The organism is Pantoea sp. 9140, assembly GCF_000745295.1.
Classification (GTDB): domain Bacteria; phylum Pseudomonadota; class Gammaproteobacteria; order Enterobacterales; family Enterobacteriaceae; genus Pantoea; species Pantoea vagans.
Genome location: NZ_JQNO01000001.1, coordinates 723729 through 742013, shown reverse-complemented (window position 1 = coordinate 742013; position 18285 = coordinate 723729). Strand labels below are relative to the sequence as shown.

The 18285-nt window shown below is 55.0% G+C and carries 22 protein-coding genes and 1 other RNA gene; 10 read left to right on the top strand and 13 right to left on the bottom strand.

Going from position 1 to position 18285, the window contains the following annotated elements:
* Nucleotides 1-22 precede the first annotated feature (22 nt).
* Nucleotides 23-277: a type B 50S ribosomal protein L31 gene (locus FA92_RS03460; protein ID WP_033782196.1), complete on the top strand. Its 255-nt coding sequence runs from the start codon at nucleotides 23-25 to the stop codon at nucleotides 275-277.
* Nucleotides 278-288: 11 nt separating this feature from the next.
* Complete coding sequence (gene ykgO, locus FA92_RS22435) at nucleotides 289-429, top strand: type B 50S ribosomal protein L36 (protein WP_009091664.1); 141 nt, start codon at nucleotides 289-291, stop codon at nucleotides 427-429.
* Nucleotides 430-474: 45 nt separating this feature from the next.
* On the opposite strand, the gene FA92_RS03455 is transcribed toward ykgO, so the two are convergent.
* The 3 genes from FA92_RS03455 to FA92_RS03445 are packed head-to-tail and all read right to left on the bottom strand — an operon-like array spanning nucleotide 475 to nucleotide 2877.
* Nucleotides 475-1353 carry a metal ABC transporter substrate-binding protein gene (locus tag FA92_RS03455; RefSeq protein WP_033782194.1) on the bottom strand — a complete coding sequence of 293 codons (879 nt, stop codon included), beginning with the start codon at nucleotides 1351-1353 and terminating at the stop codon, nucleotides 475-477.
* A gap of 19 nt (nucleotides 1354-1372) precedes the next feature.
* A complete protein-coding gene (locus FA92_RS03450) occupies nucleotides 1373-2212 on the bottom strand; it encodes a metal ABC transporter permease (protein ID WP_033782193.1) in 840 nt (279 codons plus the stop codon).
* Complete coding sequence (locus tag FA92_RS03445) at nucleotides 2209-2877, bottom strand: ABC transporter ATP-binding protein (protein ID WP_033782191.1); 669 nt, start codon at nucleotides 2875-2877, stop codon at nucleotides 2209-2211. The genes FA92_RS03450 and FA92_RS03445 overlap by 4 nt, the downstream gene beginning before the upstream one ends.
* A gap of 329 nt (nucleotides 2878-3206) precedes the next feature.
* On the opposite strand from FA92_RS03445, the gene FA92_RS03440 reads away from it, so the two are divergent.
* The 3 genes from FA92_RS03440 (at nucleotide 3207) to FA92_RS03430 (ending at nucleotide 4325) form a co-directional block, all read left to right on the top strand.
* Entirely contained in the window at nucleotides 3207-3560 is a 354-nt protein-coding gene (locus FA92_RS03440; protein WP_033784520.1) for a hypothetical protein, read from the top strand.
* 147 nt (nucleotides 3561-3707) lie between these two features.
* Nucleotides 3708-4085 carry an Hha toxicity modulator TomB gene (gene tomB, locus FA92_RS03435; protein WP_013357010.1) on the top strand — a complete coding sequence of 126 codons (378 nt, stop codon included), beginning with the start codon at nucleotides 3708-3710 and terminating at the stop codon, nucleotides 4083-4085.
* A 24-nt stretch (nucleotides 4086-4109) separates the two neighbouring features.
* Complete coding sequence (locus tag FA92_RS03430) at nucleotides 4110-4325, top strand: HHA domain-containing protein (RefSeq protein ID WP_003850458.1); 216 nt, start codon at nucleotides 4110-4112, stop codon at nucleotides 4323-4325.
* Nucleotides 4326-4463: 138 nt separating this feature from the next.
* Here the strand turns inward: FA92_RS03430 and ffs are convergent.
* An RNA gene (gene ffs, locus FA92_RS22430) (signal recognition particle sRNA small type) lies at nucleotides 4464-4560 on the bottom strand.
* Nucleotides 4561-4747: 187 nt separating this feature from the next.
* Here ffs and FA92_RS03425 point away from each other — a divergent pair.
* Nucleotides 4748-5062 carry an MGMT family protein gene (locus FA92_RS03425; RefSeq protein ID WP_033782187.1) on the top strand — a complete coding sequence of 105 codons (315 nt, stop codon included), beginning with the start codon at nucleotides 4748-4750 and terminating at the stop codon, nucleotides 5060-5062.
* Between the two features lie 31 nt (nucleotides 5063-5093).
* Here the strand turns inward: FA92_RS03425 and FA92_RS03420 are convergent, their stop codons facing one another.
* The gene (locus FA92_RS03420; RefSeq protein WP_013357008.1) at nucleotides 5094-5651 is read right to left on the bottom strand and encodes a YbaY family lipoprotein; all 558 of its coding nucleotides are present in this window, start codon (nucleotides 5649-5651) and stop codon (nucleotides 5094-5096) included.
* 190 nt (nucleotides 5652-5841) lie between these two features.
* On the opposite strand from FA92_RS03420, the gene tesB reads away from it, so the two are divergent.
* Complete coding sequence (gene tesB, locus FA92_RS03415) at nucleotides 5842-6705, top strand: acyl-CoA thioesterase II (protein WP_013357007.1); 864 nt, start codon at nucleotides 5842-5844, stop codon at nucleotides 6703-6705.
* A 57-nt stretch (nucleotides 6706-6762) separates the two neighbouring features.
* Here tesB and amtB read toward each other — a convergent pair whose 3' ends face one another.
* The 5 genes from amtB to FA92_RS03390 form a co-directional block, all read right to left on the bottom strand.
* On the bottom strand, nucleotides 6763-8049 hold the full coding sequence (gene amtB / locus FA92_RS03410; RefSeq protein WP_013357006.1) for an ammonium transporter AmtB: 1287 nt from the start codon (nucleotides 8047-8049) through the stop codon (nucleotides 6763-6765).
* 34 nt (nucleotides 8050-8083) lie between these two features.
* Complete coding sequence (gene glnK, locus FA92_RS03405; RefSeq protein WP_003850469.1) at nucleotides 8084-8422, bottom strand: P-II family nitrogen regulator; 339 nt, start codon at nucleotides 8420-8422, stop codon at nucleotides 8084-8086.
* 257 nt (nucleotides 8423-8679) lie between these two features.
* Nucleotides 8680-10455: a SmdB family multidrug efflux ABC transporter permease/ATP-binding protein gene (locus FA92_RS03400; RefSeq protein WP_013357005.1), complete on the bottom strand. Its 1776-nt coding sequence runs from the start codon at nucleotides 10453-10455 to the stop codon at nucleotides 8680-8682.
* Nucleotides 10448-12217, bottom strand: coding sequence for a SmdA family multidrug ABC transporter permease/ATP-binding protein (locus FA92_RS03395; RefSeq protein WP_033782185.1), 1770 nt, complete (start codon nucleotides 12215-12217; stop codon nucleotides 10448-10450). Before FA92_RS03395 ends, FA92_RS03400 begins: the two co-directional genes overlap by 8 nt.
* A 24-nt stretch (nucleotides 12218-12241) precedes the next feature.
* A complete protein-coding gene (locus FA92_RS03390) occupies nucleotides 12242-12703 on the bottom strand; it encodes an Lrp/AsnC family transcriptional regulator (protein ID WP_033782182.1) in 462 nt (153 codons plus the stop codon).
* Nucleotides 12704-12820: 117 nt separating this feature from the next.
* On the opposite strand from FA92_RS03390, the gene FA92_RS03385 reads away from it, so the two are divergent.
* Nucleotides 12821-13855 carry a PLP-dependent cysteine synthase family protein gene (locus FA92_RS03385; protein WP_033782179.1) on the top strand — a complete coding sequence of 345 codons (1035 nt, stop codon included), beginning with the start codon at nucleotides 12821-12823 and terminating at the stop codon, nucleotides 13853-13855.
* A 34-nt stretch (nucleotides 13856-13889) separates the two neighbouring features.
* On the opposite strand, the gene cof is transcribed toward FA92_RS03385, so the two are convergent.
* Nucleotides 13890-14711, bottom strand: a complete 822-nt coding sequence (gene cof / locus FA92_RS03380; protein ID WP_033782176.1) for an HMP-PP phosphatase — start codon at nucleotides 14709-14711, stop codon at nucleotides 13890-13892.
* A 92-nt stretch (nucleotides 14712-14803) separates the two neighbouring features.
* On the opposite strand from cof, the gene FA92_RS03375 reads away from it, so the two are divergent.
* Both FA92_RS03375 and queC read left to right on the top strand, forming a co-directional pair.
* On the top strand, nucleotides 14804-16522 hold the full coding sequence (locus tag FA92_RS03375; RefSeq protein ID WP_033782174.1) for an SgrR family transcriptional regulator: 1719 nt from the start codon (nucleotides 14804-14806) through the stop codon (nucleotides 16520-16522).
* Nucleotides 16523-16563: 41 nt separating this feature from the next.
* Nucleotides 16564-17259 (top strand): 7-cyano-7-deazaguanine synthase QueC, encoded by a 696-nt coding sequence (queC, locus tag FA92_RS03370; RefSeq protein ID WP_033784518.1) that lies wholly within the window; start codon nucleotides 16564-16566, stop codon nucleotides 17257-17259.
* Nucleotides 17260-17309: 50 nt separating this feature from the next.
* Here the strand turns inward: queC and FA92_RS03365 are convergent, their stop codons facing one another.
* Entirely contained in the window at nucleotides 17310-17708 is a 399-nt protein-coding gene (locus FA92_RS03365; protein ID WP_033784517.1) for a YbgC/FadM family acyl-CoA thioesterase, read from the bottom strand.
* 100 nt (nucleotides 17709-17808) lie between these two features.
* Nucleotides 17809-18168 (bottom strand): helix-hairpin-helix domain-containing protein, encoded by a 360-nt coding sequence (locus FA92_RS03360; protein WP_033782171.1) that lies wholly within the window; start codon nucleotides 18166-18168, stop codon nucleotides 17809-17811.
* Nucleotides 18169-18285 lie beyond the last annotated feature (117 nt).

The following is an 18285-nucleotide window of genomic DNA, read 5'->3' as shown; positions in this document are numbered from 1 at the left end:
TAACATTACATAGGCGAGCATTATGAAAGCGAATATTCATCCTCACTATCGTCACGTGGTCTTCCATGACACATCAGCTGACGTTTATTTCAAAATCGGTTCGACCATCAAAACCGATCGCACCGTAGAGTTTGAAGGTGAAACGCTGCCCTACGTCACGCTGGATGTGTCGTCGGCCTCACACGTTTTCTATACCGGCAAACAGAAAGATTTCGCCAAAGAGGGCAGCACCGCGCGCTTTAATCAGCGTTTCGGGCGCTTTCTTGGCCGTAAATAAGGAAGAGATTCATGCAGGTATTGAGTTCGCTGCGCTCAGCAAAAAATCGCCATCGGGATTGCAGGGTAGTGCGCCGCAAGGGACGGATTTACGTGATCTGTAAAACGAATCCACGCTTTAAAGCCGTACAGGGAAGGAAGAAAAAACGCTAGTGTGTGTCGTGATGACTGGCCGGGCTTGCCCGGCCTTTTTTATGCTTAGCGCATGCTCTTCAGCATCGCATTCACGTTATGTTTAAAGGCCGCCTGATAAGTGGCTGCCGGGCCAGAGGTCGTGGACAACGCTTCCGGATAGAGCTCACCACCCGGTTCGGCACCGGTGGCGCTGGCAATCTGTTTAACCAGGCGCGGGTCGGTCTGGTTCTCGATGAAATAGCGGTTGATATGCTGCTGCTTGAGTTGGGTGATTAAACTACCCACGTCACTGGCACTCGCTTCCGCTTCAGTAGAGAACCCTACCGGCGCAAGAAACGTCACGCCATAGCGCTGTCCAAAATACCCAAACGCATCATGACTGGTCAGCACTTTCCGCTTGTCGACAGGCACAGCATCAAAGGCCATTTTTGCCCAGCTATCCAGCGCCTCCAGTTGCTGAATGTAATTCTGACCGCGCTGACGAATGGCTGCGGCATCTTCAGGATCGGCTTTGACCAGCGCATTCATCACATTGGTCGCGTAAATCACACCGTTCTGCATGCTGTTCCAGGCGTGCGGATCGGTAACGGTTTTGCCGTCCTCCTCCATGCTGCGGGTCGTAACGCCGGTGGAGGCGACAACCGGCTGGCCGCGATATCCGGAGGCGCTGACCAGCCGATCCATCCACCCTTCCAGTCCCAGTCCACTGACAAAAACCAGATCGGCCTTTGCCAGTGCCTGACTGTCCTGTGGCGTCGGTTCAAACGTATGAGGATCGCCATTCGGCCCCACCAGGCTTTTCACGTTGACATGGTCGCCGCCGACCTGCTTAACGATGTCTGCCAGCACGGTAAAGCTGGCCACCACATCCACTGTTTTTGCCATCGCAAAAGGCGTGGCAAACAGCGCCGCGAGCGCCAGGCTAACCGGTAATTTCTTCATAGATAGATACCCCTTAAGATTAATGGCGGCGCAAAATCCCGCCGCACGACCCTGCAAGAATGGAGAGAAAAAACAGCATGGCGGCGCTCAGCACCACAGCGGGGCCGGCCGGCAATGAAAAGTGCCAGGAGAGCATCAGTCCCGCCAGCGCTGAAATCATTGCCATGAAAATGGCAATCACCAGCATGGCGGCAAGATGACGGCTCCAGAAACGGGCGCTGGCGGCGGGCAGCATCATCAGTCCCACCGACATCAGCGTGCCCAGAACCTGAAAGCCCGCGACCAGATTCAGCACCACCAGCATCAAAAACAGACCATGCACCAGCGGTGCGCTCCATTTCCCCTGCGCCCGCAGAAAGTCTCCGTCAAATGCGTCGATGACCAGCGGACGATAGATGATCGCCAGCACAATCAGCGTAAAGGCAGCGATGCCGCCGACCAGCAGCAGCGCGGCGTTATCCACCGCCAGCAGCGAGCCAAACAGAACGTGCAGCAGATCCACGCTTGAGCCGCGTAATGAGACCAGCGTGACGCCCAGCGCCAGGGAGCCAAGATAGAACCCGGCAAAACTGGCATCCTCTTTCAGGGGCGTATAACGACTGACCGCGCCAGAAAGCAGCGCCACGGCTAAACCGGCGATCAGGCCGCCGATACCCATCGCAACCAGTGACAGGCCGGAAATCAGATAGCCAATAGCGGCACCGGGCAGCACTGCATGTGATAAGGCATCACCAATCAGGCTCATCCGGCGCAGTGAAAGGAACACGCCGAGCGGCGTAGCGCTGACCGCCAGTGCAAAGCAGGCCACCAGCGCGCGCCGCATAAAACCGAACTCAATAAAAGGCTGCATCAGGGTCACGGCGCACAACTCCGCAAAGGGATAGCAGGCTGGCTGGTGCAGTTGACCTCACTATCATCCATCGACATCACGTTACTGAAGTAGCGCGCCACCAGCGGGCGATCGTGCAGCACCACCAGCAGGGTTGTGCCGGCCTGCTGTTGCTGTTCAAGGATCGACATCAGTAATGTCACGGTCTGGCTGTCAATGCCGTTGAAAGGCTCATCCAGCAGCCAGAGCTGGCTGCGCTGCAACATCAGCCGCGCAAACAATACGCGCTGAAGTTGTCCGCCTGATAAAGTCGCGGGCTGCGCATCTGCATAATCACCCATCTGAACGGCCTCCAGCGCTTGCCAGATTTCCCGGCGTAGTACCCGGTTAATACCGCCGAACCAGCCGCAGCGCGGCCAGCAGCCTATGGAGACCAGTTCAAATACTGTCAGGGGAAAACGGGTTTCAAGTTCTGTACGCTGCGGCATCCAGCCGATATCCCGACGCGAAACCTGCAATTCACAACGTCCGGCTATCGGTGGCAACAAACCCGCAATGGTTTTGAGCAGGGTTGATTTGCCACTGCCATTAGCACCGACCAAGGCTGTCATTGAGCCAGCTGCAAGCTGCCCGGTAACCGGCGGGGTTACGCTCTGTCCCTGATAGCCAGCACGAAGCGTATTGAACCGGATCATGCGCTGATCCCCCATTTTATGGCCACGGCAAGCAGCGCGATGAATAGCACCGCTACACTCAGCCGCCCACCCAATGACATAAGTAATCCACTCTGACGCATCGTCTCACCAATATGTTATAACATAACAATCAAGATACCGGATATTCCCGTCAGGGAAACGCGTGATTGTGTATCAAAAGATAAACAGCGATGGGACTTACGGCAGGAGGCTGGCAGGCACAGTCGCCTGCTGACGCGCAGATGCTGACAGTTTTGTGCTCTGCTGGCTTGCAAACCAGTTGCAGAAAACCAATGATAGGTTTATTAACGGTTATTAGTGGATCAGATATGCTGTCACGTATTGAATGTGATATTGCCCCGGACGAATCAGACTGCGCAAAAATAGCAGAGATTGTTCAGCGGAATATTCTCAAAATAACAGATTTGCTGGTGGGAGATTTACGCTGGTACTCACAGAATGCACAGTTAGTTCCAGGCAGTTTAAAAATTGTTTCGGTTGAATACCTGGATATGAATAGTTTTAAATTACTTTACGATTTTGACTGGAATTTATTTAGTCCCTGTCTGGATCTAAATGAAACCGTGACGCAATCTGAGCAGGTGAACTTTCACATTAAGCCCGGAGCACTTGAGTTTGATGTGATCGACAATCAGCAGCCCTCCCCTGGCGACGAATTGTAATATTTAGTAATGGAGGTGAGCAGAACTAATGGTTCTACACTATCTTTAAGGTATCCCGTTTAATAACTGCCCGAATAATCGCTTCCTGGCCGCGTTATCCAATATCGCCGCCCTGCGGCAACTGTGCTAGCTATGGAGGGGAAAAAGATGGACGAATACTCACCGAAACGGCATGATATTGCCCAGCTTAAATATCTGTGTGAGAGCCTGTTTGACGACAGCATGGCAACATTAACCGACAGCCATCACGGCTGGGTGAACGACCCCACTTCTGAAAGCAATCTGCAGCTTAACGATTTGATTGAACACATTGCCTCTTTCACCATGAATTACAAAATTAAGCACGTTGAAGATGAAGCGCTGATTTCGCAAATCGATGAATATCTTGATGATACTTTTATGCTATTCAGCAACTATGGTATCAATAGTCCGGATCTTCAACGGTGGCAACGTTCAGCAAAACGCTTATTTAATCTGTTCACTGAAGAGTGCGCTTTTCTCCAGCAACCAAGCCATTCATTATAGTACAGACATGAGAACGGTTTATTTATGAACAAAACCCTGACTAAAACCGATTATTTGATGCGACTGCGGCGTTGCCGCTCTCTGGATACCCTGGAAAGGGTCATTGAAAAAAATAAGTATGAATTACCCGAGGATGAATTAGCGGTATTTTACTCTGCAGCTGACCATCGCCTGGCGGAACTGACGATGAACAAGCTTTATGATAAAGTCCCAGGTTCAGTATGGAAATTTGTCCGCTAATCTGACGGATTGCTGCTACGTTTAATCTCCTCTTTAGTACCAGATATTCCTGCCTGCCGGCAAAGGATCGGCCCAGGCGGGTTTTGCCTGTCTGCAGTTTATGGAGAGGAGATATTCAGAGGGAGAAAATGGTGGGGGCCCTGCCAGCTACATCCCGGCACACGCGTCACCTGCTGCGGCTGCTTCCTTCCGGATCTGACCGAGTTCACAAGCTAGCATTGCGGGAGAACCAACAGGGCCCCCATTGACAAGCCCTCTTTACGAGAGCGGGGGCATTATCTGGGAAGGAGGTGGCAATTGCAAGCGTAGTCGGGACAACCGTTGTTTTCTTGAACAACCAACGTGCTGGCACTGTCTCTTCATCCTCGCCATGCTAAAGTTAAAACCCTATTCCTGATGAAAAAAGCAGACGAAATAAGCACATGGATCAGCCTGACTCTTTCCGGCAACGCATCTGGCAAATTGTTGCCGCCATTCCCTATGGCCACGTCGCGACCTATGGCGACGTTGCGCGACTGGCGGGTTCCCCGCGCGCGGCACGTCAGGTGGGCGGCGTGCTGAGCCGGTTACCAGAAGGCACCACGCTTCCCTGGCATCGTGTCGTCAATCGTCACGGTACTATCTCACTGCAGGGCGACAGTCTGTTGCGGCAGCGGGATGCGCTAGAAGCGGAAGGTATAGAGGTCAGTAATGAGGGACAGCTCGATCTTGAAACTTATCGCTGGGATTTCAGGTAGGAAAAAGGGGCGACAACGTCGCCCCGATAAATTAAATATGGGTTGGTGCCGGAACAGCAGCCGATGGCGTCACCTGAGTGGGTGACGTCGACGGAACAGTCGTCGCTGCGCCTGGCTGAGTTGGCATCGCTACTGACGGTACCGGTACCAGCAGCAGTTCAGCTTTAGTGCCGCCCTGGTTGATGACCGGCTTCACACCTTCAGTGACAAAGGCCAGCTTGCCATCAATTGAGATGGCTGCGCTTAACAGAATGCGCGCGTTGGGCTGAATGTCGGCCGGGTTAAACGGTAATACAAACTGGAACGGTGCCTGTTTGCCTTCAGTACGCACCACGCGCTGCGACAGCACTTTTGATGGCGCGTCGGATACAGAGGCATCAGAAAGCGTCACGGTTAATACCGCATCCGGCGGCAGCGCAATGCGCTGGCGGATAAAGACTGAACCACTTACGTTTGGCTGCGCAATCGCGGCCGTCTGTCCTGCAACTGCAGAACCCAGCGTTGGTGTTGGCACTGGTTTACTCTTGTCGGCACATCCCGCAACAGCAACCGCAATAACTACCCCACTGAACACATGCCTGAGTTTCATTGATGTCGTCTCCATTTGATCAAAATGATTGTCGGCAGCGAATCCTGCTTACAGCGCTTCACTCGCCGTATGTGCTTAATATTGGCACAAAAATGAAATTTTGCCTGGCACAGGCAAAGCGGAAAGTCTGATTGACGTCAACTGGTCCGATCTTTCACACTGAGCGGGTCACTATATTGAGGAATGCGCCATGAGTCAGGCACTGCAAAATCTGCTGAATTTATTGAATCTGGAAAAACTGGAAGAGGGTTTATATCGCGGCCAGAGCGAAGATCTGGGACTGCGCCAGGTGTTTGGCGGTCAGGTGGTGGGTCAGGCACTGTATGCCGCGAAGCAAACCGTCGCGGAAGATCGCATTATTCACTCATTTCACAGCTATTTTTTGCGGCCCGGCGATAGCCAGAAAGCGATTATCTATGATGTTGAAACTTTGCGTGATGGCAAAAGTTTCAGCGCACGCAGGGTCAGCGCCATTCAGAATGGCCAGCCGATTTTTTATATGACGGCCTCTTTCCAGTCACCGGAAAGCGGATTTGAGCATCAGAATCCGATGCCCCAGGTGGCGGGGCCAGAAAACCTGTTAACCGAACAGGCGATGGCGCAGAAAATGGCGCATCTGCTGCCAGAAAAGTTACGTGAAAAATTTATTGCTGAACGTCCGCTGGAGATTCGCCCGGTGCAGATCCATAACCCGCTTCGTGGACATGTGGATAAACCGGAGCGTCAGGTCTGGATCCGTGCCACCGGCCCCCTGCCCGATGACCTGCGTATCCATCAGTACCTGCTCGGCTATGCCTCTGACCTCAACTTCCTGCCGGTCGCGCTGCAGCCGCATGGCAAAGGCTTTTTAGAGCCGGATATGCAGGTCGCCACAATCGACCACTCTATGTGGTTCCATCGCCCGTTCGACTTCACTGAATGGCTGCTCTACAGCGTGGTCAGTACCTCAGCTTCTGGCGCACGCGGTTTTGTCCGCGGCGAGTTCTACAATCAGCAGGGTGTGCTGGTAGCCTCAACCGTTCAGGAAGGGGTAATGCGCCAGCGCAGCGAATAAAGACAATAAAAAAGGGGCGATTGCTCGCCCCCGATTATTCATTTCAGTGCCTGTCCATTACTGGTTGTAAGCATTCTCGCCGTGGCTGTTTACATCCAGGCCTTCGCGTTCATGCTCTTCCGGTACGCGCAGTCCGACAATCAGATCGGCCAGCTTGAAGCCGATGAAAGCGACAACGCCGGACCAGACAATCGTCAGACCCACGCTGAAGAGCTGCACCCAGACCTGATGGCCCATGGTGACGCCCTGCGCATAGCCGACGCCGCCCAGTGAAGAGGAAGCAAACACGCCGGTCAGGATACAGCCGACAATACCGCAGACGCCATGCACACCGAATACATCGCACGGGTCATCGACGCGCAGCCATTTTTTCAGAGTGGTGACGCCCCACAGTCCCGCGAGGCCGCCGACCAGACCGATGATTAATGCACCGCCAACGCCGACATAACCACAGGCTGGGGTAATGGCGACCAGACCCGCAATAAAGCCTGAGCAGGCACCCAGCAGAGAAGGCTTACCACGTACCGCCCACTCACCAAAGGTCCATGCCAGTACGGCACCCGCTGTTGCCACCACGGTGTTCAGGAAAGCCAGTGCCGCGATTTCATTTGCTGCTGAAGCTGAACCGGCATTAAAGCCAAACCAGCCAACATAAAGAATAGCGGTGCCGGTGAAGACCATCGGCAGGTTATGTGGCTTGAACGCCTCTTTACCAAAGCCCGCACGTTTGCCCACCAGATAAGCACCCACCAGACCTGCGACAGCCGCGTTGATGTGCACCACGGTACCGCCAGCGAAGTCCAGAGCGCCATCCTGAGCCAGGAAACCGCCCGCCCAGACCATGTGTGCGATAGGTAAATATGAAAGCGTCAGCCAGACACCGACGAAGATCAGTACGGCAGAGAAACGGATGCGTTCTGCAATGGCACCAACAATCAGGCCCACGGTAATACAGGCAAACGAGGCCTGGAATGCTACGTGGATATACTGATAGAAACTGCCCATAACGGCGGTGAGCTGAATGTTTTTCAGCATGGCCCAGCCAAAGCCGCCAAAGAAGGCATTGCCTTCACTGAAGGCCAGTGAATAGCCGTAGACCACCCACAGCACGCAGACCAGCGAGAAGGTCACAGCAACCTGCGTCAGCATCGACAGAACGTTTTTGCCACGAATCAGACCGCCGTAAAACAGCGCAATACCTGGAATTGACATAAAGAGCACCAGCGCGGTGCAAATCATCATAAATGCGTTATCAGCCTTGTCCGCAACGGCAGGCGCAGCCATTGCGAGTGAGGGTAACAGTGCCAGGCTGGTGAGGCCCAGCTTCGTGAAAATTTTATTCATTTTTATTCCATCCCATCACAGTACTGAGTCTTAATTACAGAGCGGCTTCGTCGGTCTCGCCGGTACGAATACGGATGACGCGCTGCAGTTCAGCCACGAAAATTTTACCGTCGCCAATTTTGCCGGTGTAGGCCGCTTTACTGATGACATCCACCACTTCGTCTAACTGATCGTCGGCAATCGCGATATCAATTTTGACCTTCGGCAGGAAGTTAACGCTGTACTCTGCGCCACGATAGAGCTCTGCATGGCCTTTCTGACGACCAAAACCTTTCACTTCGGAGACGGTCAGGCCCTGAATGCCGATAGAGGATAAAGCTTCACGTACATCCTCCAGTTTGAATGGCTTAATTACGACGGTAACCAGCTTCATTGGATCCCCTCCAGCGAGTAAATAGGTAACGTTTATGGACACGCAGGGATATAAGCAAAGCCTGTGCCAGAGTGTAAAAGTGCCCTTAATCAGTGAGTCAGGCGAGACGGAGCAAGGGATGCTTCAAGGAAGATATGAATGAGAATGGGTGTGTGACAGGGATCGCAGCCTGAGACTGCACTCCTTTGGTGCTCCAGGCGTCAAAGGAGTGCATTTATACAGATTATTCCGATAAAGCTGCGCAAAAAAGGTGCAAGTCAGCTTTCAGATGTTACAGGTACGCCCGACGCCAGATCTTCCCCTGCCTGTTGCAGCTGATACATCTGCCAGTAACGTCCCTGTAGCGCCAGCAGTTGCTGATGAGTGCCCTGCTCAACCACACGACCACGATGCAGCACCAGAATCTTATCCGCATCGATAATCGTTGAGAGGCGGTGAGCGATCACCACCAGCGTGCTGTGTTGCCGTAGCGTCGCAAGCGTATGCTGAATGGCCTGCTCGGTGCCGGAGTCGATGTTAGCGGTCGCCTCGTCGAGGATCAGGATCTGCGGCAGATCAACCAGTACCCGGGCCAGCGCCAGCAGCTGCTTCTGCCCGACCGACAGATTATTGCCCTGCTCGCCCAGCCGGGTGTGAATCCCCTCCGGCAGGGCATGCGCCAGCAGTGCCAGCTGCACCTGTTCCAGCACGGTCCAGACGGCCTCTTCGCTGATGTCGCGGCCCAGCCGCACATTGGCCAGCAGCGTATCGGCCAGCACCACCGGATCCTGCTGCACCATCGCGATACCGCGTCGCAGCACGGCATGGCTCAGGTCGCCAATCGGACGATCATCAATACGGATTTCGCCGCGCGTCACCGGGTAATAACCCATCAACAGGTTAGCCAGGGTACTTTTGCCACTGCCGGTATGGCCCACCAGCGCCACAAACTCACGCGGTGCGACGTCAAGATTGATATCACTCAGCACATCGCGGTTTTCACGGTAGGCAAAACTGAGGTTGTTCAGGGCAATACGACCTGAAGCCAGTGGCTGCTGATCGGCACCATACTGCTGCTGGGCGGCATCCATCAGCTCGAAGATACGCTCGCCAGACACCACCGCCTGCTGCAGCATCGACTGCTGGGTGGTCAGCTCAATCAGTGGCTCATTCAGACGGCCCAGGTAAGTAATGAAGGCATAGAGCACCCCCACTTCAAACACGCCAGGCACCGAAAAACTGAACAGAATCAGCAGCCCGCACAACACCATCGCTGAAAACAGGCTCAGCAATGGACGCAGCAGAAAGCCATCGAGACGCAGCGTCTCCATTCGCGCCAGATAGTGAGAGCGGCTCGCTTCGCCCATACGCTCACCAAATCGCGCCTGCTGACGAAACTGCTGAATCACACTCATGCCGCTGATCACTTCGTTGAAGCCGTTGTTGATGTCAGCCAGATAGCTGCGAACCCGTCGGGCAATCGGCGTGCTGTAACGCTGATAGATGAGCATCACTATCAGTACCAGCGGGAAGATCATCATTGCTACCAGCGCCATGCGCCAGTCAAGACTGAACATCGCCACCATCATGGCGCCGACCAGCGCAGCGCTGCGCAGTACGGTTGAAACTACCGTGACATAAAGATCGCGGATCACTTCGGTGTCATTCGTCACGCGCGAAATAATCTGCCCGACCGGCTGAGTATCAAAAGCGCTCAGCGGCTGACAGAGCGCGGCATTCATCACGTCACTGCGTAACCGCTGCACCACACCAATGGCGGCGCGATTGAACAGCAGCGCCTGCCAGTAGTGCAGCCCGGCGGCCAGTAGCTGAAGCAGGACAAAGCTGATGACCAGACCGGCCACCAGCCCCCAGGGCATCTGATGTTTCGCCACCAGGTTATCGATAAAATAGCTGACCAGCACCGGACCGGTTACTTCCGCCGCGGCAGCGATCCACAGCATGCCTACCGCCAGCGACAGGGATTTACGCCAGGGCTTACCGTAGCTCAGCAGGCGCTTCAGGGTGGGCCACAAGCGGGCAGACTTAGCCATGCGGCACTCCTTTCTCATTTTCATCATCATCCAGCGCCGCTTCCAGTTGCTGGTAACGGTACATGTCACGATACCAGCCAGCGCTGGTGGTCAGCGCGTCATGATCGCCACGCTGTGTCACGCTGCCCTGTTGTAACACCAGGATTTCACTGGCTTCCGTCAGCGCCGACAGGCGATGCGCGCTGATAATCAGTGTTTTTCCCTGCCCCCAGATGCGCAGGTTATGCAGGATTTCGTGCTCGGTACGACCATCCACCGCAGAGAGCGCATCGTCCAGAATCAGGATTTCTGCGTTCAGCAGCAGTGCCCGGGCAATTGAAAGACGCTGCTTCTGTCCACCCGACAGCATCACACCTCGCTCCCCGACTTCGGTTTCATAACCCTGCGGCAGCCGCAGAATATCGTCATGCACGCAGGCCAGCGTGGCGGCCTGTTCAATCTCCTGCCGGGTTGCGCCCGGTTTCCCCAGCGCAATATTGTTCGCTACGCTGTCCGAAAACAGGAATGGTGTCTGGCTGACCACGGCGAGACGACTGCGCCAGCTGTCCAGCCGCAACTGCGTCAGCGGGATCTGGTGATAACGGATGTCGCCCTGCTGAATATCAAAATGGCGCTGGATCAGGCTCAGTAAGGTACTTTTTCCGCTGCCAGTTGGCCCACACAGTCCCAGCATTTCGCCGGGCTTCAGCTGGAAGCTGACATCACTTAACACCGGAGCCGCGCTGGCCGGATAGTGAAAGGCGCGAATCGCGACCTGCAGCGTGCCCGGTTCAGGTGGCAGAGACTTATCGCCATCTTCCACCGCGGGTGCTTCCGCCAGCAATGCACCGATGCGGCTCCAGGCGGCGCTGCCGCGTTCGACGATATTGAACATCCACGCCAGGGCGAGCATCGGCCAGATCATCAGGCCGAGATACATCACAAAGCTGGTCAGCTGCCCCAGCGTCATCTGGTCATGCCACACCAGCCAGCTGCCGCCGACAATCGCCAGCAGGTTTGAGAAACCAATAGCGATGTAGATTGTGGGATCGAAACGGGCATCGACCCGCGCCACGCGCAGGTTCTTATCACCGGTATCGCGGGCGATATCGGAGAATTGCTGCGACTGATGCTGTTCAAGACCGAAGGATTTAATCATCCGGATGCTGGTCAGGCTCTCCTGCGTCTGATCGTTAAGGCTGGAGAAGGCCGCCTGGGCCAGTTTGAACCGATGATGAAGCTGATTACCGTAGCGATGGATGACGATTGCCATAATGGGCATCGGCACCAGCGCCAGCAGGGTCAGCTGCCAGCTGATCTGCGTACTCATCACCAGCAGCACCACACAGCCCATCACCAGCGAATCGACCAGCGTCAGCACCCCTTCCCCGGCCGCAAACACCACCCGATCCACGTCGTTAGTGGCACGCGCAATCAGGTCACCGGTACGGTGACGCAGATAAAATGCCGGTTGCTGCCGACTCAGCTGGCGATAGAAATCTTCGCGCAGCTCAACCGCCAGCTGGTAGGAGGCACCAAAGAGCAGCACGCGCCAGACATAACGCAGCAGATAGACCACCACTGCGGTTGCCAGCATGATACCAATCCACATCATGATGCGGCTGGTACTCATGTTGTCACGTGTGACACCATCAACAATGACACCGACCACATGCGGCGGCAGTAATTGCAGAACAGCAATAACAATCAGCAGGATGACCGCGCCCAGATAGCGCCGCCACTCCCGCAGAAAATACCAACTTAATTGACTGAATAATCGCACAACGCTGCTCTCAATCTCAGGCCCTCAGGGGGCGACAGGTAAAGCCGTGGTGTATTTAATCTCTTCCATGGCGAAGCTGGATGTCACATCAATCAGGCCGGGCACACCGTTCACTAATCGCTTGTAGAACGCATCATAGCTCTTCATGTCCGCCACCTGAATGCGCAGCAGGTAATCATACTCACCTGCCATCCGGTAAAAGGCCATCACCTCGGGCATGCTGCTGACCACCGAGACAAAAGCCTGATACCAGTCGCGGCTGTGCTGCTGGGTCTTCACAAACATAAACGCCGTCAGTGACAGTCCGATTTTATCCCCATCCAGCAGCGCCACCCGGGCGCGAATAATGCCATCATCTTCCAGCTTTTTCAGGCGCTTCCAGCAGGGTGTGGTAGTGAGGTTGACGGCATCCGCCAGCGCCTGCAGTGACAGCGTGCAATCCTGCTGCAGCAGTGAAAGCAGTTTAAGGTCAGTTTTATCTAACATATGGGACTCCGGGAGAATCATTTTCTCCATTACCGCGATTTTAGCGGTATTTTTGCAATCTCTTTTTCCTGCACGTGCCATAAAATAGCCGCATCACTTCTTTACCGGATGCCTGAGATGCAGACCTGCTGGATTCGCCACGCTATCAACGAAATTAACGCTGATTTTCAACGATCGGCTGAAACCCATTTGATCCGTTTCGATCTGGCGGATTTTCCCGGCATCTGGTTCTACCTGAAAGATGAGAGTATCCATCCCAGTGGCAGTCTGAAACATCGGCTGGCACGATCCCTGTTTCTCTACGGTCTCTCCAACGGCTGGATTAAAGAGAATACGCCGATTATCGAAGCCTCATCAGGCAGCACGGCCGTTTCTGAGGCGTACTTCGCAAGGCTGCTAGGCCTGCCCTTTATTGCGGTGATGCCCGCCAGTACGGCGAAACGTAAAATTGAGCAGATCACCTTTTATGGCGGACAGTGCCATTTTGTCGAGGATCCCTGCCAGCTTTACGCAGAATCTGAACGGCTGGCACGTGAGCTGAATGGCCATTTTATGGATCAGTTTACCTATGCTGAACGCGCTACCGACTGGCGCGGTAATAATAATATTGCTGAAAGCATATTCCGTCAGATGCAGCATGAGCCCTATCCGATTCCCCATACGGTGATTATGAGCGCGGGCACCGGCGGCACCTCGGCGACGCTGGGCCGCTATATCCGTTATCAGGGCCTGGATACGAAACTGCTGGTGGTGGATCCGCAGCATTCGGTGTTTTTCGATTACTGGCAACAGCGTGATGCAACGCTGACCAGCACACGTGGCAGCATGGTCGAGGGAATTGGCCGTCCGCGCGTGGAGCCGTCGTTCATGCCTGACGTGATTGATGAAATGATCAAAGTACCGGATGGTGCAACGCTGGCCGCCATGCTGAAGCTGGAAAAGATTCTGGGACGCAAGCCTGGGGCCTCTACCGGCACCAATTTCTGGGGCATGATGCAGGTGGCGAAACGCTTACGGGCAGCGAATCAGCAGGGATCCGTGGTGACACTGCTGTGCGACAGTGGCGAACGTTATCCCGATAGCTACTATCAGCCGGAATGGGTGGCAAAACATATTGGCGATATCACGCCGTGGCAGCGCGAACTCGAATAAAAAACCGGACATCCTGTCCGGTTCACGGCAATCCTCAGCATTCGGGGGAATACGCGAGGTCGGGTGTAGCCAGCCAGTGATTTAAATAGTGAGACACCGCCTGTGTCTCGCAATGCCCTAATACCGGCAGATGCGGTAGCGCGGCTTTCAGCTGCGCCATCGCATTGCCCATGATGAAACCCCGTCCAACCTGCGACAGCATCTCTCTGTCATTCATTGCATCCCCGAACGCCATGCACTCCGCCAGCGTCAGTGACAGATGGTCGCACAACAGTGCCAGCGCGCTGCCTTTGTTGCAGCTGGCGGGCAACACTTCCAGACAGTCCACCGCAGAGAAGCAGATATTTGCCTGCTCATCCAGCGCCGCATCCAGCTCTGTTTTCAGCTGACACAGACGCTGATGCTGATCGATAAAGCAGATTTTTGTTACCTGATGCGCGGGCAGCCTTTTCAGATCGCACAGCTGATAGCCAAATCCGCTCATCTGATGGGCCACCAGCAGCTCAGGCTGGGGTCGATCGGTAAACCATCCCTGATCGTTGAAAACGTGGATCGACGCGGGTGTTTCCCAATGGCGATGAATGACCTCTTCAGCTACCGCAGAGGGCAGATCGCGGGCAAAGATCAGATTGCCAGACCGATCGTGTACGCGGGTGCCATTCCCGGTAATCAGCCACGCGGGCAGCGTTAATTTCTCCCGCAGAATCTGCATCTCCAGCAGATGGCGGCCCGTCGCCAGCGCCAGATTAACGCCGCGCAGATGCAGCGCCTGCAGACTGTCCAGCGTCTGCTGACCCAGTTGATGATCCGGCAGCAATAATGTGCCATCCATATCGAATGCGGCTAAACGCATTATGGTTACCCTCCTGCTGAAAAGATGAGCTTACTATTGCCTGTTAATTACGGAAGTAATAGTGAATACTTTTAAAAAACTGTTCCGGGTTTATCATGCGTCAGCTTAACCGCCTTAATCAGTTTCAGCGCCTGTGGCAGCAGAGCCAGGGCGTCCCTCAGCAGACCTGCGTGGCAGAGATGGCGCGCCACTGCATCTGCAGTGAGCGTCATCTGCGCACGTTACTGTCACAGTGGCAGCACGCTGGCTGGCTTAGCTGGCACGGTGAACCGGGCCGTGGCAAACAGGGTCGGTTAGTGTTTCTGCGCACGCCTGAACAGTTACGGCAGCAGTTGCTGCAAAAACAGCTTGATGCCGGAGAGGCAGCTGACGCTTTACAGCTGCTGGATCTGCCGCCGGAAAGGCTGATTAATATGCTGCGGCCGTTAATGGGTGGACAGTGGCAGAACGACACGCCGGTTCTGCGCATCCCCTACTATCGTCCCATGGAGAGTACCGAGCCGCGCCAGATTACCGGGCGGGCTGAACAGCATCTGGTTCGTCAGATCTATTCCGGTCTGACCCGTTTTGAGCAGGATGAGCCGGTCGGCGATCTGGCGCATCACTGGCAGCACGATGAAGCGTCCTGTAGCTGGTTATTCTGGTTGCGGCCTCAGCTGATGTGGCATAACGAAGAGCCGGTGCAGGCCGCGCAACTGGTGGTGCAGTTCCGCCAGCTGCTGCAGGATACGCGTGTCAGGATATTGCTTGCCGATGTGGTCAGCGTGGATGCGCCTCACCCGCTGGCGGTGCGGTTTAACCTGCGACGACCTGATTTCTGGCTGCCTCACCGGCTTGCCCATCTTTTGTGCCTGCTGCCCCATCCCTCTTATCCCGCCACAGGCAGCGGGCCATGGAAACTCAGGCATTTCAGCGCTGAGCTGGTCAGGATTGAAAGCCATGCGCGCTGGCATCTGCAGCGTCCGCTGTTGCAGGCGGTAGAGTACTGGATTACTCCTCAGCTGTTTGATGCCGCACTCGGCAGCAGCTGTCGCCATCCGGTGCAGATTGCCATTGGCGATGCAGCAGAGCTCAGGACATTGAAGCCGGTCAGCAGTAGCATCAGTCTCGGCTTCTGTTATCTGGTCTGCCGCCCGCGAGCCGGATTTACACCCGCGCAGGCGCGCACGCTTTTCCAGCTCATCCAGCAAAGCGGGATCGTCAGCCGGTTGCCACTGGATGAGGGGTTAATTACCCCCAGCAAAGAGCTGTTACCCGGCTGGGAAGTACCGCTGATTGATAGTGTTCCGGTCCCCTTGCCCCCCACCCTGACGCTGCATTATCAGTTGCCGGTTGAGCTGCATCAGATGTCACAGGCACTGGTCGCCCTGTTAAAACAGCACGGCTGTACTCTGAACGTCGTTTTTCATCCGGTCAAAAGCTGGCATCATATCGCCCCGCCTGATGAGGCGGATATCGTGATGGGCGATCGGTTGATTGGCGATGCGCCGGTCTTCACACTGGCGAGCTGGTTACAGATTGACCCGCTATGGCGTCGGCTGTGGCCCACACCGCAGGGCGAAGAAGTCCAGGCGCAACTGCTGGCTATCCAGCAGATATCAGACGGCAATAGTCGTACCCGTGCGCTGCAGCAGCTTTATCATCAACTGATGACGGACGGCATCCTGCTGCCCCTGTTCAATTATCGCTACCAGATTTATGCCCCCCCTGCCGTTGAAGGGATAGAGCTGAACACGCTGGGCTGGTTTGATTTCAGCCGCGCATGGATTCCGCCGCCTATTGATCCGCCTTGCAGCTGTTCAGCGGCGGACTGAGGCATTACCATAAGCGCAAAATTAATTATCAGGGAAACACCATGAAACGCGCGGTTGTAGTTTTCAGCGGTGGACAAGACTCCACTACCTGCCTGATTCAGGCTGTACAGCTTTATGATGAAGTTCACTGCGTCACTTTCGACTATGGACAACGCCACCGGGAAGAGATCGAGGTCGCCCGCGATCTGGCGATGACACTGGGTGCGCGCGCACACAAAGTGCTGGACGTGACCATGCTGAACGAACTCGCCGTCAGCAGCCTGACGCGGGATAACATTCCGGTGCCGGCTTATAATCCTGAGGCCAGTGGCTTACCCAGTACGTTCGTGCCGGGCCGCAATATTCTCTTTCTGACGCTGGCCTCGGTTTACGCGTATCAGGTCGAAGCAGAAGCGGTCATCACCGGCGTCTGCGAAACCGATTTTTCCGGCTATCCCGACTGCCGCGATGAGTTTGTCAAAGCGCTGAACCATGCGGTGTCGCTTGGCATGGCGCGCGAGGTGCGTTTTGAGACGCCGCTGATGTGGCTCAATAAAGCGGAAACCTGGGCGCTTGCAGATTACTGGCAGCAGCTTGCGCTGGTACGCGAGCAGACGCTGACCTGCTATAACGGTGAGAAAGGCGACGGATGTGGTGAGTGTGCTGCCTGTCATTTACGGGCTAATGGCCTCCAGGGTTATCTCAACGATCGTGCTGGCGTCATGGCAGCAATGAAAGCAAAGAGCGGCCTTAACTAAGGCTGTCTGGCGTGGCGGCAAAGCAGTTCGGTTTGCCGCTTTTTATCGGCTCATGCCATCAGACGCATCAGTCGCTCGCGTAACTCCCCTTCCAGCGCAACCGCCTTTTGGGTCCGCAAATCAATACAGACAAACGTGAGTACGGCATCCGCCACCACGGTCTCCTGACCTGCCAGCAACACCCGCTGGGTAATAATGCCGCTTTTGCCATTTAACTGCGTAATCTCACTGTCGATAACCAGTACGTCGCCCAGCACGGCCGGGCGACGATAGTTGATGTTGATATTGACCACCACAAAAGCCAGTTTCTGTTCCTGCAACCAGTGGAACGCTTCAGCCACTTCCAGCCATTCCCAGCGCGCCTCCTCAAGAAACTCAAGATAGCGCGCATTGTTGACGTGCTGATAGACATCCAGATGATAGCCACGCACTTTTATGGTGGTCTGCATGATCATGCTCTCCTGCTACTGTGAGTTAACTGGTTGGACCTGTTCACTTTAGCAGAGTCATCTGGTTAGCGTGAGTTAAGCATCACAGATGTGTACTGCCTCACAATTTCAGCCGGGCCGCATTTCGCTCTATCAGCGCGTTACCGATACCCGGTACTTCACTGAGTTGCTGAATCGCGCTAAAGGGTCCGTACTGTTCGCGATAGTTCACAATCGCCTGCGCTTTCTTCAGCCCCACACCATTCATAGCGGCAGAGAGCTGTTCCGCTGTCGCTTCATTGATGCTGACCTGCTCCTGCTTTGGCTGCAGCTGCGCGGCTGTCTCCGGCTTCGGTGCAGGATGTGTGTTCTGCGAGACCGCCGGACTGGCAGGTTCAGGTGCCGCAGAGACGCTGCCGTGACAGAGTACACCGCCCAGTGCGAGTGAGAGATAAAAGGCAACAAGTTTAGATTTAGCCATGCTGTGTTTCTCCTTGTGTGTAAACAGCAGCGACAGAGTGGCACTACGCCGCACAAGGCTCAAAAGCGGAATATCAGAAATGGAAAAGGCCGCGAATGCGGCCTTTGATTGTTACAG

What these genes read in the sequence shown, in the direction of transcription:
- FA92_RS03360 (WP_033782171.1), bottom strand. Translation starts at nt 18,168, where the DNA reads ATGGCTAAATCTAAACTTGTTGCCTTTTATCTCTCACTCGCACTGGGC.
- FA92_RS03390 (WP_033782182.1), bottom strand. Translation starts at nt 12,703, where the DNA reads ATGTTAGATAAAACTGACCTTAAACTGCTTTCACTGCTGCAGCAGGAT.
- tesB (WP_013357007.1), top strand. Translation starts at nt 5,842, where the DNA reads ATGAGTCAGGCACTGCAAAATCTGCTGAATTTATTGAATCTGGAAAAA.
- FA92_RS03365 (WP_033784517.1), bottom strand. Translation starts at nt 17,708, where the DNA reads ATGCAGACCACCATAAAAGTGCGTGGCTATCATCTGGATGTCTATCAG.
- FA92_RS03400 (WP_013357005.1), bottom strand. Translation starts at nt 10,455, where the DNA reads ATGGCTAAGTCTGCCCGCTTGTGGCCCACCCTGAAGCGCCTGCTGAGC.
- FA92_RS03430 (WP_003850458.1), top strand. Translation starts at nt 4,110, where the DNA reads ATGAACAAAACCCTGACTAAAACCGATTATTTGATGCGACTGCGGCGT.
- FA92_RS03455 (WP_033782194.1), bottom strand. Translation starts at nt 1,353, where the DNA reads ATGAAGAAATTACCGGTTAGCCTGGCGCTCGCGGCGCTGTTTGCCACG.
- ykgO (WP_009091664.1), top strand. Translation starts at nt 289, where the DNA reads ATGCAGGTATTGAGTTCGCTGCGCTCAGCAAAAAATCGCCATCGGGAT.
- FA92_RS03460 (WP_033782196.1), top strand. Translation starts at nt 23, where the DNA reads ATGAAAGCGAATATTCATCCTCACTATCGTCACGTGGTCTTCCATGAC.
- queC (WP_033784518.1), top strand. Translation starts at nt 16,564, where the DNA reads ATGAAACGCGCGGTTGTAGTTTTCAGCGGTGGACAAGACTCCACTACC.
- FA92_RS03445 (WP_033782191.1), bottom strand. Translation starts at nt 2,877, where the DNA reads ATGATCCGGTTCAATACGCTTCGTGCTGGCTATCAGGGACAGAGCGTA.
- tomB (WP_013357010.1), top strand. Translation starts at nt 3,708, where the DNA reads ATGGACGAATACTCACCGAAACGGCATGATATTGCCCAGCTTAAATAT.
- FA92_RS03425 (WP_033782187.1), top strand. Translation starts at nt 4,748, where the DNA reads ATGGATCAGCCTGACTCTTTCCGGCAACGCATCTGGCAAATTGTTGCC.
- amtB (WP_013357006.1), bottom strand. Translation starts at nt 8,049, where the DNA reads ATGAATAAAATTTTCACGAAGCTGGGCCTCACCAGCCTGGCACTGTTA.
- glnK (WP_003850469.1), bottom strand. Translation starts at nt 8,422, where the DNA reads ATGAAGCTGGTTACCGTCGTAATTAAGCCATTCAAACTGGAGGATGTA.
- FA92_RS03375 (WP_033782174.1), top strand. Translation starts at nt 14,804, where the DNA reads ATGCGTCAGCTTAACCGCCTTAATCAGTTTCAGCGCCTGTGGCAGCAG.
- FA92_RS03385 (WP_033782179.1), top strand. Translation starts at nt 12,821, where the DNA reads ATGCAGACCTGCTGGATTCGCCACGCTATCAACGAAATTAACGCTGAT.
- FA92_RS03420 (WP_013357008.1), bottom strand. Translation starts at nt 5,651, where the DNA reads ATGAAACTCAGGCATGTGTTCAGTGGGGTAGTTATTGCGGTTGCTGTT.
- FA92_RS03440 (WP_033784520.1), top strand. Translation starts at nt 3,207, where the DNA reads ATGCTGTCACGTATTGAATGTGATATTGCCCCGGACGAATCAGACTGC.